Annotated in this window: 16 protein-coding genes; 5 read left to right on the top strand and 11 right to left on the bottom strand. The window is 69.6% G+C overall.

Going from position 1 to position 14,196, the window contains the following annotated elements; all coding sequences use genetic code 11:
- The first annotated feature begins 308 nt into the window (after positions 1-308).
- Positions 309-1,277: an SGNH/GDSL hydrolase family protein gene (locus tag ACZ7HQ_RS05195; RefSeq protein ID WP_470984826.1), complete on the top strand. Its 969-nt coding sequence runs from the start codon at positions 309-311 to the stop codon at positions 1,275-1,277.
- Between the two features lie 533 nt (positions 1,278-1,810).
- On the opposite strand, the gene dapD is transcribed toward ACZ7HQ_RS05195, so the two are convergent.
- The 11 genes from dapD to ACZ7HQ_RS05140 form a co-directional block, all read right to left on the bottom strand.
- On the bottom strand, positions 1,811-2,797 hold the full coding sequence (dapD, locus tag ACZ7HQ_RS05190) for a 2,3,4,5-tetrahydropyridine-2,6-dicarboxylate N-succinyltransferase (RefSeq protein ID WP_470984823.1): 987 nt from the start codon (positions 2,795-2,797) through the stop codon (positions 1,811-1,813).
- 64 nt (positions 2,798-2,861) lie between these two features.
- Entirely contained in the window at positions 2,862-3,398 is a 537-nt protein-coding gene (locus ACZ7HQ_RS05185) for a TetR/AcrR family transcriptional regulator (protein ID WP_470984820.1), read from the bottom strand.
- The gene (locus ACZ7HQ_RS05180) at positions 3,398-3,721 is read right to left on the bottom strand and encodes a DMT family transporter (protein ID WP_470984818.1); all 324 of its coding nucleotides are present in this window, start codon (positions 3,719-3,721) and stop codon (positions 3,398-3,400) included. The genes ACZ7HQ_RS05185 and ACZ7HQ_RS05180 overlap by 1 nt, the downstream gene beginning before the upstream one ends.
- A 109-nt stretch (positions 3,722-3,830) precedes the next feature.
- Positions 3,831-4,163, bottom strand: coding sequence for a metal-sulfur cluster assembly factor (locus ACZ7HQ_RS05175; protein ID WP_030792219.1), 333 nt, complete (start codon positions 4,161-4,163; stop codon positions 3,831-3,833).
- A complete protein-coding gene (sufU, locus tag ACZ7HQ_RS05170; RefSeq protein ID WP_470984815.1) occupies positions 4,160-4,627 on the bottom strand; it encodes a Fe-S cluster assembly sulfur transfer protein SufU in 468 nt (155 codons plus the stop codon). The genes ACZ7HQ_RS05175 and sufU overlap by 4 nt, the downstream gene beginning before the upstream one ends.
- Before the next feature lie 16 nt (positions 4,628-4,643).
- Positions 4,644-5,900: a cysteine desulfurase gene (locus ACZ7HQ_RS05165; RefSeq protein ID WP_470984812.1), complete on the bottom strand. Its 1,257-nt coding sequence runs from the start codon at positions 5,898-5,900 to the stop codon at positions 4,644-4,646.
- The gene (gene sufC / locus ACZ7HQ_RS05160; RefSeq protein ID WP_073892537.1) at positions 5,897-6,661 is read right to left on the bottom strand and encodes a Fe-S cluster assembly ATPase SufC; all 765 of its coding nucleotides are present in this window, start codon (positions 6,659-6,661) and stop codon (positions 5,897-5,899) included. Before sufC ends, ACZ7HQ_RS05165 begins: the two co-directional genes overlap by 4 nt.
- Before the next feature lie 7 nt (positions 6,662-6,668).
- Positions 6,669-6,986, bottom strand: coding sequence for a non-heme iron oxygenase ferredoxin subunit (locus ACZ7HQ_RS05155; protein ID WP_470984809.1), 318 nt, complete (start codon positions 6,984-6,986; stop codon positions 6,669-6,671).
- Positions 6,983-8,167, bottom strand: a complete 1,185-nt coding sequence (sufD, locus tag ACZ7HQ_RS05150) for a Fe-S cluster assembly protein SufD (protein ID WP_470984807.1) — start codon at positions 8,165-8,167, stop codon at positions 6,983-6,985. Before sufD ends, ACZ7HQ_RS05155 begins: the two co-directional genes overlap by 4 nt.
- Positions 8,168-8,223: 56 nt before the next feature.
- On the bottom strand, positions 8,224-9,645 hold the full coding sequence (gene sufB, locus ACZ7HQ_RS05145) for a Fe-S cluster assembly protein SufB (protein WP_031166078.1): 1,422 nt from the start codon (positions 9,643-9,645) through the stop codon (positions 8,224-8,226).
- The gene (locus tag ACZ7HQ_RS05140; protein ID WP_470984805.1) at positions 9,642-10,376 is read right to left on the bottom strand and encodes a helix-turn-helix transcriptional regulator; all 735 of its coding nucleotides are present in this window, start codon (positions 10,374-10,376) and stop codon (positions 9,642-9,644) included. The genes sufB and ACZ7HQ_RS05140 overlap by 4 nt, the downstream gene beginning before the upstream one ends.
- 172 nt (positions 10,377-10,548) lie before the next feature.
- Between ACZ7HQ_RS05140 and ACZ7HQ_RS05135 the strand changes: the two genes are divergently transcribed.
- The 4 genes from ACZ7HQ_RS05135 to ACZ7HQ_RS05120 are packed head-to-tail and all read left to right on the top strand — an operon-like array spanning position 10,549 to position 14,196.
- On the top strand, positions 10,549-11,364 hold the full coding sequence (locus tag ACZ7HQ_RS05135) for an AAC(3) family N-acetyltransferase (RefSeq protein WP_470984802.1): 816 nt from the start codon (positions 10,549-10,551) through the stop codon (positions 11,362-11,364).
- A gap of 31 nt (positions 11,365-11,395) precedes the next feature.
- Positions 11,396-12,373 (top strand): ABC transporter ATP-binding protein, encoded by a 978-nt coding sequence (locus ACZ7HQ_RS05130; RefSeq protein ID WP_470984799.1) that lies wholly within the window; start codon positions 11,396-11,398, stop codon positions 12,371-12,373.
- Positions 12,374-12,420: 47 nt separating this feature from the next.
- Positions 12,421-13,137: an ABC transporter permease gene (locus tag ACZ7HQ_RS05125; RefSeq protein WP_470985216.1), complete on the top strand. Its 717-nt coding sequence runs from the start codon at positions 12,421-12,423 to the stop codon at positions 13,135-13,137.
- 48 nt (positions 13,138-13,185) lie between these two features.
- On the top strand, positions 13,186-14,196 hold the full coding sequence (locus tag ACZ7HQ_RS05120; RefSeq protein ID WP_470984797.1) for a COX15/CtaA family protein: 1,011 nt from the start codon (positions 13,186-13,188) through the stop codon (positions 14,194-14,196).

Here is a 14,196-nt window from a genome sequence, read left to right as displayed (position 1 = left end):
CTCGGCCCTCAGACCAGGTCCTGAACGGCAGGAGGTTGAGCTTGCCGGTGATCGAGAACAAGACAGCCACCGAGGGGACGTGTGGTCGGCCGGGATCCTGCAGTCGATCAAGAACCTTCCCTGCGCTGCGCAAGTACCGCACCAGAGCGGTCGCCAGTAGGGCGCGAGTAGTCGGGACACCGAGTCCCAGTCACCCACAGAGACGCACCCCTCAGCCCCATTATGACTGTCCGTATTGGATCTAGTGTGTTTAGTGATGGTCTCCATATGGTCAAAGCGACGCCAAAACCCGTATCCCTGGAGGATTCGTGGCACGCTTCCGCACTCGTCTGGCCCTGCTCGGCTCGGCCGCAGCTCTCGCCGCAGGCGCTCTCGTCCCCGCGCAGTTCGCCGGGGCGCAACCCGCCGCCGCGGCGGACTACCAGTGGGTCGCCCTGGGTGACTCCTACACCGCCGGGGTCATCCCGGCCGCGGGCGATGTCTTCGAGGTTCCGCGCGATGGCTGCGAGCGCACCGACCAGTCCTACCCGCAGGTCATCGACCGTGACCTCGGCTCACTCTTCGACCTGACCAACGTCAGCTGCGGGGCCGCCACCATCGAGAACGTCACCGACGAAGCCCAGGAGCCGATCGGCCGTCACCTGCCACCCCCCTTCCCCGAGGACCCGGACTACCCGTTCCCCGCGGTGCCTCCCCAGTCCGCGGCGGTGGGCCCCGGCACCGACGTGATCACCGTCGGCGTCGGCGGCAACACCCTCGGCTTCGGCGACATCCTCATGCAGTGTCCCAAGCTGGGCGAGGAAAGCGGTGGCGTGGGTACCCCGTGCAAGGACGCCCTGGCCGCCTCCATCCCGGCCCGGCTGAACAAGGTGAGCCGGGAGTACGACCGGATGCTCACCGTGCTCCACCAGCGCGCCCCGCACGCCAAGATCCTGACCGTCGGCTACCCCACCATCGTCCCCAACGACACGTCCAAGTGCCGCTACAACGACCCGACGCAGTTCGGCTCGATCACCCGCGGCGATCTGGACTGGCTGCGCGAGGACGTCCTGGAACCCCTCAACAAGACCATCGAGAAGTCCACCGGCACCCAGCAAGCCGCCAGCTTCGTCGACCTCTACGACTCCTCCCGGAACCACAGCGTCTGCGACGCCGGCAAGTGGGTGGAAGGCTTCCTCACGCCCCCCGACCAGCTCTCCTTCGTCCACCCCAACGCCCTCGGCCACCGCAACGCCGCCAACCACGTCGAGGCGGCAATGCTGAACACCCTCGGCTGAGCCGCCCCACACCCGGCACCCCACCGACCACCCCACAGCAAACTGGCCTCCAGCACCAACCGGAGGCCGGCCCTGCAATCAGCTACTGTCGTGGCACTCGCGTTCCGTGGGGGACTGGCAGGCTTGGCACAGTTCGTGCTGCCGCTGGGAAGTGATCACGCTTCCCCAGCCGTTGCACACCTCACAGTCGGCTGCCAGAGCGGCGTTGGCGTGGGGGTTGGACTCGGGAGCGGCCTTCGTCCCGTAGGTCATTGAGATTCTCCTGGCATGGGGACTGTCCCGGTGATGCACCCCTTGGCTGCACAGTGCTCACTTTATTCCGTTTCATGTCCGTTTGCGCCCGTTCATGCAGATTTTATGACCGCTTTGCCGGGCGAACCTCTTGGAGCGGGGCCACGCACAAGCGCCCTCCCGGGCCGTCCCGGGGCCGTGGAAGGGCGCTCAATGGTGACCGACGTCGACAACTGCCGACAGCTCAGCAGCAGGTCAGGACGTTGATCGAATAGGCGGCCGCAGGTCACGGCCGCCGGTGGTCAGTTGTGGCTGTGCAGGATGTCGTTCAGGCCGCCCCAGACCGCGTTGTTCGGACGGGCCTCGACCTTGCCGCTGACCGAGTTGCGGCGGAAGAGGATGTTGGAGGCGCCGTTCAGCTCGCGGGCCTTGACGATCTGGCCGTCGGGCATGGTGATGCGGGTGCCCGCGGTGATGTAGAGGCCGGCCTCGACCACGCACTCGTCGCCGAGCGCAATGCCGACGCCCGCCTCGGCGCCGATCAGGCAGCGCTCGCCGATGGAGATGATCACATTGCCGCCGCCGGACAGGGTGCCCATGGTGGAGGCGCCACCGCCGATGTCCGAGCCGTTGCCGACCACGACGCCCGCGGAGATCCGGCCCTCGACCATCGACGTGCCGAGCGTGCCGGCGTTGAAGTTGACGAAGCCCTCGTGCATCACCGTGGTGCCCTCGGCGAGGTGCGCGCCGAGGCGGACCCGGTCGGCGTCGGCGATCCGCACGCCCTTGGGGGCGACGTAGTCCGTCATGCGGGGGAACTTGTCGATCGAGGTCACCTGCAGGTGCAGGCCCTCGGCGCGGGCGTTCAGCCGCACCTTCTCGATGTCGTCCACGGCGACCGGGCCGAGCGAGGTCCAGGCGACGTTGGCGAGGTGGCCGAAGATGCCGTCCAGGCTCTGGCCGTGCGGCTTGACCAGGCGGTGCGAGAGCAGGTGCAGGCGCAGGTAGACGTCGTGGGCGTCGAGCGGCTTCTCGTCCAGGGAGGCGATGACCGTGCGGACCGCGACCACCTCGACGCCCCGGCGGGCGTCGGGGCCGATCGCCGCGGTCGCGCCACCGCCCAGCAGCTCGGCCGCCTGCTCGGCGGTGAGCCGCTCGGTGCCGGCCGGGCCCGGCTCCGCGACCAGCTCGGGGGCCGGGAACCAGGTGTCGAGAACGGTGCCGTCGGAGGCGAGGGTGGCGAGGCCGGCGGCGACGGCGCCGGTGGTACGGGAAGCAGACTCGGTCATGGGAGAAAACCTAACGTGAGCGGGGTCGTCAGGGCGAACCGCGTCTCACCTGCCGGGCGTGGGTTCAGGGGATCAGCCGAGCCAGCGCGGCGCGGGCGTACTCCTCGTCGTACGAACCGCCGGTCAGCAGCACCTGGAGGCAGATCCCGTCCATCAGCGCGAGCAGGGCGCGGGCCGTGACCGGGTCCGTGCGCCGGGCCAGCAGCGCCGCCGCGTCCTCGGTCCACTCGGCGGCGACGGGGCGCAGCGCGGGGCGGCGGAGCGCGGCGAGATACAGCTCGTACTCCAGCTCCACGCCGGTCCGCTCGCCGTCCAGCCACTCGCCCAGGGTCCCGGCGAGGTCCGCGGCGAGATCGCCGCTCTCGCCGTCCTGCGGCAGCCGCTCGGCCAGCACCCTGGCGAAGTTCTCGTTCGCCTGCCGCAGCGCGGCCACCATCAGTTCTTCCAGGGTGGCGAAGTGGTAGGTCGTGGAGCCGAGCGGGACGTCCGCCTCGGCGGCGACCGAGCGGTGGCTCAGACCGGCGATGCCGTCCCTGCCGACCACGCGGATCGCCGCGTCGATGAGGCGCCGGCGCCGGTCGGGGTCGTAGCGGCGGGGCATCAGTGGCTCGCCCCGCCCAGGTTCAGCACGACCACGCCGCCGATGATCAGCAGGATCCCGCCCACCTTGGCGGCGCTCAGTCCCTCTCCGAACAGCAGCAGGCCGAGGACGGCGATGGCCGCGGTGCCCACCCCGGACCAGATGGCGTACGCCGTGCCGATCTGGACGGTCTTCAGCGTCTGGGCGAGCAGCGCGAAGGAGACGAGGTAGCCCAGAGCCACCACGAGCGAGGGCCAGAGCCGGCTGAATCCCTCGCTGTACTTCATCGCCGTTGTCGCGGCGACCTCGGCGGCTATGGCGCCGGCGAGTGTCAGGTATCCCATGTGTACGAGCGTACACAACGTTGTGTACGGCCGTACACACGGGTCCCCGAGCGCGGGAAGCGAGAAGGGGCCATGGCGTGCTGCCACGGCCCCTTTCGCAGGCTCTGTATCAGACGTTGAACCCGAGCGCCCTCAGCTGCTCGCGCCCGTCGTCCGTGATCTTGTCGGGGCCCCACGGGGGCATCCAGACCCAGTTGATGCGCAGTTCGTTGACGAGGCCGTCCGTGGCGGACTTGGCCTGGTCCTCGATGACGTCCGTCAGCGGGCAGGCCGCGGAGGTCAGGGTCATGTCGACGGTCGCGATGTTCGAGTCGTCGATGTGGATGCCGTAGATCAGGCCGAGGTTGACGACGTCGATGCCCAGCTCGGGGTCGACGACGTCCATCAGGGCCTCGCGGAGTTCCTCCTCCGATGCCGGCTTCATCTCAGCGGTGTCGGTCATGCCGTCTTCCTTTCGGCTTCGGCGCCACCCAGCGCCTGGGCCGTCGCGTCCTTCCACGCCATCCAGCTCAGGAGGGCGCACTTGACCCGCGCGGGGTACTTGGAGACACCGGCGAACGCGACCGCGTCCTCCAGGATGTCCTCCATCGCGTCGTCCGGCTCGATCCGGCCCTTGGACTGCATCAGCTCCAGGAACGTCTCCTGGATCTTCTGCGCCTCGGTCAGGTCCTTGCCGACCAGCAGCTCGTTCAGTACGGAGGCGGAGGCCTGGCTGATCGAGCAGCCCTGCCCCTCGTACGAGACGTCCGCGATCTTCGTGCCGTCGTACTTCACGCGGAGGGTGATCTCGTCGCCGCACGTCGGGTTCACGTGGTGCACCTCGGCGTCGCCATCCCTCAGACCACGCCCGTGCGGGTTCTTGTAGTGGTCCAGGATGACTTCCTGGTACATCGAGTCCAGCTTCACGGTGTCGACACGCCTCTCAGCCGAAGAAGTTCCGTACGTGCTCCAGCCCCTCGACCAGTGCGTCGATCTCGGCCGGCGTGGAGTACAGATAGAACGACGCTCGGGTGGTCGCAGGAATTCCGTAGCGAAGGCAGACGGGCCGCGCGCAGTGGTGGCCGACGCGGACCGCGATGCCCTGCTCGTCGAGGACCTGGCCCACGTCGTGCGGGTGGATGTCGCCGAGGGTGAAGGAGATCGCGGCGCCCCGGTCCTCGGCCGTGGTCGGGCCGATGATCCGCAGGTCCGGGACCTTCTGCAGTCGCTGGACCGCGTACTCGGTCAGCGCGTGCTCGTGGGCGAGGATCTTGTCCATGCCGATCGACTGGAGGTAGTCGATCGCGGCGCCCAGGCCGACCGCCTGGGCGATCGGGGGCGTGCCCGCCTCGAACTTGTGCGGCGCCGGGGCGTAGGTCGAGGAGTGCATCGAGACGGTCTCGATCATCTCGCCGCCGCCCAGGAACGGGGGCAGGTCCTCCAGCAGCTCCTGGCGGCCCCACAGGACGCCGATGCCGGTCGGGCCGCACATCTTGTGGCCGGTGAAGGCCACGAAGTCGGCCTGGAGTGCCTGCACGTCCAGCGGCATGTGCGGGGCGGCCTGGGAGGCGTCGATGCACACCAGCGCACCGACTTCCTGCGCCCGGCGCACTATCGCCTCGACCGGGTTGACGGTGCCCAGGATGTTCGACACCAGCACGAAGGAGACGATCTTCGTCTTCTCGGTGATGACCTCGTCGATGTTGGACAGGTCGAGCCGGCCGTCGTCGGTGAGACCGAACCACTTCAGCTTCGCGCCCGTGCGCTGCGCGAGCAGCTGCCACGGCACGATGTTGGAGTGGTGCTCCATCTCCGTGATGACGATCTCGGTCTCGTGGTCCACCCGGTAGGGCTCGTCGGCCCAGCCCAGCATGTTCGCCACGAGGTTCAGCGACTCGGAGGCGTTCTTGGTGAAGATCACCTCGTCGCGGCTGGGCGCGTTGACGAACGCGGCGACCTTGTCGCGCGCGCCCTCGTACAGCGCCGTGGCCTCCTCGGCGAGCACATGCACACCGCGGTGGACGTTGGCGTTGTAGCGCTCGTAGTACTCGCTCAGGGCGTCCAGCACCTGGCGCGGCTTCTGCGAGGTCGCCGCGTTGTCCAGGTACACGAGCTTCTTGCCGTCGTGGACGACTCGGTCCAGAACGGGGAAGTCCTTGCGGATCGCCTCGGTGTCGAGGAGGCCCGGCAGCTGTGTCACGCGGATGCGCCACCCTTCACGTATGCCTCGTAGCCCTCGTTCTCCAGCTTGTCCGCGAGCTCGGGGCCACCGGACTCGACGATGCGGCCGCCGGCGAACACGTGAACGTGGTCGGGCTTGATGTAGCGCAGGATGCGCGTGTAGTGCGTGATCAGCAGGGTGCCGACCTCGCCGGTCTCGCGGACGCGGTTGACGCCCTCGGAGACGATGCGAAGGGCGTCGACGTCGAGGCCGGAGTCCGTCTCGTCCAGGATCGCGACCTTCGGCTTCAGCAGCTCCAGCTGGAGGATCTCGTGGCGCTTCTTCTCACCGCCGGAGAAGCCCTCGTTCACGTTGCGCTCGGCGAAGGACGGGTCCATGTTGAGGCGCTCCATGGCCTCCTTGACCTCCTTCACCCAGGTGCGCAGCTTGGGGGCCTCGCCGCGGATGGCGGTGGCGGAGGTGCGCAGGAAGTTGGAGACCGAGACGCCGGGGACCTCGACCGGGTACTGCATCGCCAGGAACAGGCCCGCGCGGGCGCGCTCGTCGACGGACATCTCCAGGACGTCCTCGCCGTCGAGCAGCACGGTGCCGCTGGTGATCGTGTACTTCGGGTGACCCGCGAGGGAGTAGGCGAGGGTCGACTTGCCCGAGCCGTTGGGGCCCATGATGGCGTGCGTCTCGCCCTGCTTCACGGTGAGGTCGACGCCCTTGAGGATCTCCTTCGTGGCGTTGTCGGCCTCGACGGTGACGTGCAGGTCTCGGATTTCAAGCGTTGCCATGGGTGCCTCAGGACTCCTGGGTGAGGGAGACGAGAACGTCGTCCCCTTCGATCTTTACGGGGTATACGGGGACGGGGCGCGTGGCCGGGAGGCCGGACGGCTTGCCGGTGCGCAGGTCGAAGGAGGAGCCGTGCAGCCAGCACTCGATCTGGCAGTCCTCCACCTCGCCCTCGGAGAGGGAGACGTTCGCGTGGGAGCAGATGTCGTAGATGGCGAACACCTCCCCCTCGGTGCGGACGACCGAGACCGGCGTGCCGTCGAGTTCCACCCGCTTCGGGGTGTCCTCCTCCAGCTCGCTCAGCCCACAGGCGCGTACGAAGGTCATGCGACCGAAGCCTCCAGCTCCTGCTCGATCTTGGCGAGCAGGCGCTCCTCGATGTCGGCGACACCGATCTGCTGGACCAGCCCGGCGAAGAAGCCGCGGACCACCAGACGGCGGGCCTCGTGCTCCGGGATGCCGCGGGCCATCAGGTAGAAGAGCTGCTCGTCGTCGAAGCGGCCGGTGGCGGAGGCGTGGCCGGCGCCGACGATCTCGCCGGTCTCGATCTCCAGGTTCGGCACCGAGTCGACGCGCGCGCCGTCCGTGAGGACCAGGTTGCGGTTCATCTCGTAGGTGTCGGTGCCCTCGGCCTTGGCCTCGATGAGCACGTCACCGATCCAGACCGCGTGCGCGTCGTCGCCCTGGAGCGCGCCCTTGTAGACGACGTTCGACTTGCAGTGCGGGGTGTTGTGGGTGACCAGCAGGCGGTGCTCCTGGTGCTGCCCGGCGTCCGTGAAGTACAGGCCGAACAGCTCGGCCTCGCCGCCGGGGCCGGCGTAGGCGACGCGCGGGTGCAGGCGTACGAGGTCGCCGCCGAAGGTGACCACGAACGACTTGAAGGTGGCGTCCCGGCCGATCAGCGCGTTGTGCTGGCCCACGTGGACGGCCTTGTCGTCCCAGTCCTGGACGGAGACGACGGTCAGCTTGGCGCCGTCGCCCAGGACGTAGTCCACGTTGGCGGCGAGCACCGCGTCACCGGTGTGGTCGATGACGACGACGGCCTCGGCGAAGGCGCCCAGCTCGATCACCTGGTGGCCGTAGGCGGTCCCGCCCTCGCCGTGCACGGCGATCCGGATCGGCTCGGTGAGCACCGTCTCCTTGGGGACGGTGACCACGCCGGCCTGCTCGAAGGCGGAGTACGCCTGGGCGGCGACCCGGTCCACCGGGGTGCCGGCCCGGCCGATGCGGGCGTCGTCACGGCCGACGGTCTCGACGGTCACGCCCTCGGGGGCCTGGACGTCCACCTTCACGCCGTCGCCGGTCGCGACCGCGGTGCCGTCGTGCAGCCCGCGCAGCCGCTCCAGCGGGGTGAACCGCCACTCTTCCTCGCGGCCGTGCGGGACCGGGAAGTCCGCCACGTCGAAGGACGGGGGCGCGCTCATGCGCGAGACGACGGTCGACTCGGCGGCGACCGCGATCTGGCCCGCGGTGGTGGAGCCCACGGGGATGTTCTGAGCCTCAGCCATGGCTGTCGTAGTGCTCGCTTTCTGAGTAAGACGTGTGCTGACCGATGGGGCGGGCCTTAGCCGACCGCGCCTTCCATCTGCAGCTCGATCAGCCGGTTGAGCTCCAGGGCGTACTCCATGGGCAGCTCCTTGGCGATCGGCTCGACGAAGCCGCGCACGATCATCGCCATCGCCTCGAACTCGGTCAGACCGCGGCTCATCAGGTAGAAGAGCTGGTCCTCGGAGACCTTGGAGACGGTCGCCTCGTGGCCCATGGAGACGTCGTCCTCGCGGACGTCGACGTAGGGGTACGTGTCGGAGCGGGAGATGGTGTCGACCAGCAGCGCGTCGCACAGCACGTTGGACTTGGAGCCGTGGGCGCCCTCGCCGATCTCGACCAGGCCGCGGTACGAGGTGCGGCCGCCACCGCGCGCCACCGACTTGGAGACGATGTTGGACGAGGTGTTCGGGGCCATGTGGACCATCTTGGAGCCGGCGTCCTGGTGCTGGCCCTCGCCCGCGAAGGCGATGGAGAGGGTCTCGCCCTTGGCGTGCTCGCCCATCAGGTAGACGGCCGGGTACTTCATCGTCACCTTGGAGCCGATGTTGCCGTCGATCCACTCCATGGTCGCGCCCTCGTAGGCCACGGCGCGCTTGGTGACCAGGTTGTAGACGTTGTTCGACCAGTTCTGGATGGTCGTGTAGCGGCAGCGGGCGTTCTTCTTGACGATGATCTCGACGACCGCGGAGTGCAGCGAGTCCGACTTGTAGATCGGGGCGGTGCAGCCCTCGACGTAGTGCACGTAGGCACCCTCGTCGACGATGATCAGGGTCCGCTCGAACTGGCCCATGTTCTCCGTGTTGATGCGGAAGTAGGCCTGCAGCGGGATCTCGACGTGCACGCCCTTCGGCACGTAGATGAACGAGCCGCCGGACCACACGGCGGTGTTCAGCGCGGCGAACTTGTTGTCACCGGCGGGGATGACCGTGCCGAAGTACTCCTTGAAGAGCTCCGGGTGCTCCTTCAGGGCGGTGTCGGTGTCGAGGAAGATGACGCCCTGCTCCTCCAGGTCCTCGCGGATCTGGTGGTAGACGACCTCCGACTCGTACTGGGCGGCGACGCCGGCGACGAGGCGCTGCTTCTCGGCCTCGGGGATGCCCAGCTTGTCGTAGGTGTTCTTGATGTCCTCGGGCAGGTCCTCCCAGGACTCCGCCTGCTTCTCCGTGGAGCGCACGAAGTACTTGATGTTGTCGAAGTCGATGCCCGAGAGGTCGGAGCCCCAGTTCGGCATCGGCTTCTTCTCGAAGAGCTTCAGGCCCTTCAGGCGCAGCTTGGTCATCCACTCCGGCTCCGACTTCTTGCCGGAGATGTCGCGGACGACCTCCTCGTTCAGGCCACGCCTGGCGGAGGCACCGGCCACGTCGGAGTCGGCCCAGCCGTATTCGTACTTGCCCAGGCCCTCGAGTTCGGGGTGAGCAGTCTCCGTGGGGAGAGTCATGCGGGGTTCCTCCCGGCCGTGCTTGCAGGTGCGTCAGTGGATGTCTTGGGGATGAACGTCGTGCAGACGCCGTCGCCGTGCGCGATGGTCGCCAGTCGTTGGACGTGGGTACCCAGCAGCTCTGCGAAGATCTCCGTCTCCGCCTCGCACAGCTGCGGGAACTGCTCCGCGACATGGGCGACCGGGCAGTGGTGCTGGCACAGCTGCTCGCCGACCGGTGCGCTGCGCGCCGTGGCAGCGTACCCGTCCACGCTCAGGGCCCTGGCCAGTGCCTCGGTGCGCTCCTCGGGCGTCACGCTCTCGATCGCCTTGCGGTACGCCCTCGCCTGGGCGGCGATCCGGGCCCGGGCGAAGGCGGCGACCGCCTCGGGGCCGCCCCCCTGCTCGGCGATCCAGCGGAGCGCGTCCGCGGCGAGCTTGTCGTACGACTGGTCGAAGGCGTCCCGGCCGCAGTCGGTCAGCGCGAAGACCTTGGCGGGGCGGCCGCGCGTGCGCGTGCCGTACACGCGCTGTTCGCGGGCCTCCACGACGTCGTCGGCGACCAGTGCGTCCAGGTGACGCCGGACGGCCGCCTGGGTCAGGCCCAGCCGGCCGGCGAGTTCGGCGACGGTCGACGGGCCGTGGTCCAGGATGGAGCGCGCGACGCGGTTGCGCGTGGAGCGCTCACCGGTCGCGAGTTCCTCCTGCGGGGCCCCCAGGGGGGTCTCCCGAGCCTCGCCGACGTTTTTCACAACGCCATTGTTGCGTAATTCCGCAGAGCCTGACAAGCGCCGTCCGGATCATCGAGCGGTGCCCTGCGTCACTTAGGCATACCTAATCTGACCTGCGGAAACGATCTTTGATCGATCATCCGCCGGGCAATTCGCTGGCGTCGCGCGGACCCGTCGACGAGACTCCCGAACCATGCCCACACCCCCTCCGACCGGCCCACTTGTCACCCGCGACACCGTCGCCACACAGCTTCGCCTGCTGGGTGTGGAGACCGGCGAGATCCTCCTGGTGCACTCCTCCCTCAGCTCCCTCGGCTGGGTGAACGGAGGCGCCGTCGCCGTCGTCCAGGGACTTTTCGACGCCCTCGGCCCGACGGGCACGCTGGTCGTCCCGACCCAGTCCGGCGATCAGTCCGACCCGGCCGTTTGGGGGAACCCCCCGGTGCCCGAGGAGTGGTGGGACCGGATCCGCTCCACGATGCCGGCCTACGACCCCCTGATCACCCCCTCCCGCGGTGTCGGTGTGATCCCGGAGACCGTGCGGACCTGGCCGGGCGCCCTGCGCAGCGCGCATCCGCAGACCTCCTTCGCGGCGCTCGGACCGCGGGCCGCGGAGATCACCGAGGGCCACGCCCCGGACTGCCGGCTCGGCGAGCGCAGCCCGCTGGCCCGGCTCGAGAAGCTGGGCGCCAGGGTCCTGCTGCTGGGCGCGGGCTACGGCTCCTGCACCGCCTTCCATCTGGCCGAGTACCGCATACCGGGGCCGCGGGTGCGGGTCGGGCGGCCCGCGCCCGGCGGGGGCTGGGAGACGGTGACAGAGGTGTCGATCACCTCCGACCGGTTCGACGAGCTGGGCCAGGACTTCGAACGGGACCGGCCCGTCCTGCGCGGGAGGGCGGGCGCGGCCGAGGTACGGCTGTTCCCGCTGGCGGACGCCGTGGCCTACGCCGAGCGGTGGCTGCCCCTGCACCGCCCCCGTGAGGAGGAGTTCCCGTACCCCCACGCCTGACCGGCAGGCGGTCTCCCTAGACTCTGGGTTCATGCGAAGTGAGCCCGCCCACCCGTCTCCCGGCCACCACCCCTCAGGGAGACGCTTCGCGTCGCACCCGCTGGTCGAGGTCCAGGCCCTGGTGAAGCGGTACGGCACGAAGACCGCGGTGGACGGCCTCGACCTGGTGGCCCAGACGGGTGTGACCGCCGTCCTCGGCCCCAACGGGGCGGGGAAGACGACCACGGTCGAGACCTGCGAGGGGTACCGGAAGCCGGATTCCGGCACGGTGCGCGTGCTGGGCCTCGACCCGGTGCGCCAGTCCGCCGAGCTGCGTCCCCGTATCGGTGTGATGCTCCAGTCCGGCGGCGTGTACTCCGGCGCCCGGGCCGACGAGATGCTGCGGCACATGGCGAAGCTGCACGCCCACCCGCTGAACGTGGACGCGCTCATCGAGCGCCTCGGCCTCGGCTCCTGCGGCCGGACCTCCTACCGGCGGCTGTCCGGCGGCCAGCAGCAGCGGCTCGCGCTCGCCATGGCCGTCGTGGGACGCCCGGAGCTGGTCTTCCTGGACGAGCCGACGGCCGGCCTGGACCCCCAGGCCCGCCGGGCCACCTGGGACCTGGTGAGGGACCTGCGCGCCGACGGGGTCTCGGTGATCCTCACCACGCACCACATGGAAGAGGCCGAGCAGCTCGCCGACGACGTGGCGATCATCGACGGCGGCCGGGTCATCGCCCAGGGCTCCCCGGAGGAGCTGTGCAGGGGCGGCGCCGAGAACACCCTGCGCTTCACCGGCCGCCCCGGCCTCGACGTGGGCTCCCTGCTGAAGGCGCTCCCGGCCGACTGCACGGCCGCCGAGCTGACCCCGGGCGGCTACCGGGTCGTCGGCAAGGTCGACCCGCAGCTGCTGGCCACCGTGACGTCGTGGTGCGCCCAGCACGGGGTGATGCCGGACCGCATCTCGGTGGAGCGGCACACGCTGGAGGACGTCTTTCTGGAAATGACCGGCAAGGAGCTGCGCTCGTGACTGTTGGTACGTACGCCCCGAAGCCGGGCGCGGCGCCCCTCCCCCGCATGATCGCGGCGCAGGCGCTGCTGGAGACGAAGATGCTGCTGCGCAACGGCGAGCAGCTGCTGCTGACGGTCGTCATCCCGACGCTGCTGCTGGCGCTCTTCAGCTCCGTGGACATCGTGGACACCGGCAAGGGCAAGGCGGTGGACTTCCTGGCCCCCGGCATCCTCGCCCTGGCCGTGATGTCGACGGCGTTCACCGGGCAGGCCATCGCGACGGGCTTCGAGCGCCGCTACGGCGTGCTCAAACGGCTTGCCTCCTCGCCGCTGCCCCGCTGGGGCCTGATGACCGCCAAGACGGCGTCCGTGCTGGTCACGGAGGTCCTGCAGGTGATCCTGCTGACGGTGATCGCCCTCGCGCTGGGCTGGTCCCCGCACGGCAACCCCGCCACCGTCCTGCTGCTCCTCGTGCTCGGTACGGCCGCCTTCTCCGGGCTCGGACTGCTGATGGCCGGAACGCTCAAGGCGGAGGCGACGCTGGCCGCCGCCAACCTCGTCTTCCTGCTGCTGCTCGTCGGCGGCGGCGTCATCGTCCCGCTGGAGAAGTTCGGCTCGGGCGCGCAGCACGTGCTGGGGCTGCTGCCGATCTCCGCGCTGTCGGACGGCCTGCGGGACGTGCTGCGGCACGGCGCCGGGACTCCCTGGGGCGACCTGGGGATCCTCGCCGCGTGGGCGGTCGTGGGGCTGGCCGCGGCCGGGAAGTTCTTCCGCTGGGAGTGAGCCGTCACGGTGGACCCTCGTGAAAGCATGCACAAGCGGCGGCCTACGATGGTGCGCGTGCCCAAGCTGAACCCCGCCGACGCCGCAGCGGCTCTGCGCAACCCGCTCGCCTTCATCGCCGGCCGCTGGACCCCGTCCCCCCGGACCGTCCAGCGGGCGGCCCTCGCCGCGCTCGTGATGTCGGTGGTCATCGTCGTCACCGGCGGCGCCGTGCGCCTGACCGGCTCGGGCCTCGGCTGCCCGACCTGGCCGGAGTGCACCGACGGCTCGCTGACCCCGACGAGCGCGCTGACCTATCACAGCGCGATCGAGTTCGGCAATCGCATGCTGACGTACGTGCTGTGCGCGGCGGTCGGCTGGGCGATCATCGCCGCGCGCTCCGAGAAGCCGTACCGACGCGGTCTGACGCGGCTCGGCTGGGCGCAGTTCTGGCTGGTGATGGGCAATGCGATCCTCGGCGGGATCGTGGTGCTGGTGGGCCTCAACCCGTACACGGTCGCGGCGCACTTCCTGCTGGCGACGGCGCTGATCACGGTCGCCGCGGTGATGTGGCAGCGCACCCGGGAGGGCGACGCCCCGCCCCGGCCGCTGGTCGGCAAGGCCGTGCAGCAGCTGGTGTGGTTCCTCGTCGTCGCCTCCGTCCTGCTGATCGCGGCCGGCACCGTCGTCACCGGCGCGGGCCCGCACGCGGGTGACTCCAGCGAGGTCAAGCGGATCCCCATCGACTGGGAGACGGTGGCCAAGCTGCACGCGGTGCTCGCCTGGATCGTGGTGACGCTGACGTTCGCGCTGTGGTTCGTGCTGAAGGCGGTGGACGCACCGAAGGGACCGCTCGCCCGCACCCGCGACCTCTTCCTGATCCTGCTCGGGCAGGGCGTGATCGGTTACGTGCAGTACTTCACCCATCTGCCCGAGCTGCTGGTGGGCCTGCACATGTTCGGCTCCTGCCTGGTGTGGATCGGCGTCCTGCGGGTGCTGCTGTCGCTCCGCGAACGCCCGGCGGACACCCTGGACCTGCCCGGCCCCTCGGCCGAGGTGACGGTCGGCACGCGCGCGTAG

The organism is Streptomyces sp. NPDC037290, assembly GCF_055603245.1.
This window is presented reverse-complemented; position numbering and strand designations above follow the sequence as displayed.

Coding starts and splice junctions, on each gene's coding strand:
- dapD (WP_470984823.1), bottom strand. CDS start 2,797: ATGACCGAGTCTGCTTCCCGTACCACCGGCGCCGTCGCCGCCGGCCTC.
- ACZ7HQ_RS05185 (WP_470984820.1), bottom strand. CDS start 3,398: ATGCCCCGCCGCTACGACCCCGACCGGCGCCGGCGCCTCATCGACGCG.
- ACZ7HQ_RS05180 (WP_470984818.1), bottom strand. CDS start 3,721: ATGGGATACCTGACACTCGCCGGCGCCATAGCCGCCGAGGTCGCCGCG.
- ACZ7HQ_RS05175 (WP_030792219.1), bottom strand. CDS start 4,163: ATGACCGACACCGCTGAGATGAAGCCGGCATCGGAGGAGGAACTCCGC.
- sufC (WP_073892537.1), bottom strand. CDS start 6,661: ATGGCAACGCTTGAAATCCGAGACCTGCACGTCACCGTCGAGGCCGAC.
- ACZ7HQ_RS05155 (WP_470984809.1), bottom strand. CDS start 6,986: ATGACCTTCGTACGCGCCTGTGGGCTGAGCGAGCTGGAGGAGGACACC.
- sufD (WP_470984807.1), bottom strand. CDS start 8,167: ATGGCTGAGGCTCAGAACATCCCCGTGGGCTCCACCACCGCGGGCCAG.
- sufB (WP_031166078.1), bottom strand. CDS start 9,645: ATGACTCTCCCCACGGAGACTGCTCACCCCGAACTCGAGGGCCTGGGC.
- ACZ7HQ_RS05135 (WP_470984802.1), top strand. CDS start 10,549: ATGCCCACACCCCCTCCGACCGGCCCACTTGTCACCCGCGACACCGTC.
- ACZ7HQ_RS05130 (WP_470984799.1), top strand. CDS start 11,396: ATGCGAAGTGAGCCCGCCCACCCGTCTCCCGGCCACCACCCCTCAGGG.
- ACZ7HQ_RS05125 (WP_470985216.1), top strand. CDS start 12,421: ATGATCGCGGCGCAGGCGCTGCTGGAGACGAAGATGCTGCTGCGCAAC.
- ACZ7HQ_RS05120 (WP_470984797.1), top strand. CDS start 13,186: ATGGTGCGCGTGCCCAAGCTGAACCCCGCCGACGCCGCAGCGGCTCTG.